The sequence below is a fragment of the Staphylococcus sp. HMSC34G04 genome, from assembly GCF_001838765.1.
Lineage (GTDB): Bacteria > Bacillota > Bacilli > Staphylococcales > Staphylococcaceae > Staphylococcus > Staphylococcus epidermidis.
This window is the reverse complement of sequence record NZ_KV838756.1, coordinates 465-689: the sequence shown is the minus strand read 5'-3', so window position 1 is coordinate 689 and position 225 is coordinate 465. Positions and strand designations below refer to the sequence as shown.

Sequence of the window (225 nt, the reverse complement as noted above, 5' to 3'; positions counted from 1 at the left end):
TGGGTTCAAGAATATGCTCCTATTTTGTATCAAATTTGGAAGAAAAAGAATAACAAAGCGTATTATAAGTGGCGTATTGATGAGACATATATCAAAATCAAAGGAAAATGGTGTTATTTGTATCGTGCCATTGATGCAGATGGTCATACATTAGATATTTGGTTACGTAAGAAACGAGATAATCAATCAGCATATGCGTTTATTAAAAGACTTATTAAACAGTTT

Annotated in this window: 1 protein-coding gene; it reads left to right on the top strand. The window is 30.7% G+C overall.

The genetic code is table 11. From position 1 onward, the window contains the following. Positions 1-225, top strand: a 225-nt coding sequence (locus HMPREF3241_RS10160; protein WP_141763189.1) for a DDE-type integrase/transposase/recombinase, incomplete at both ends; no start/stop codon positions are given.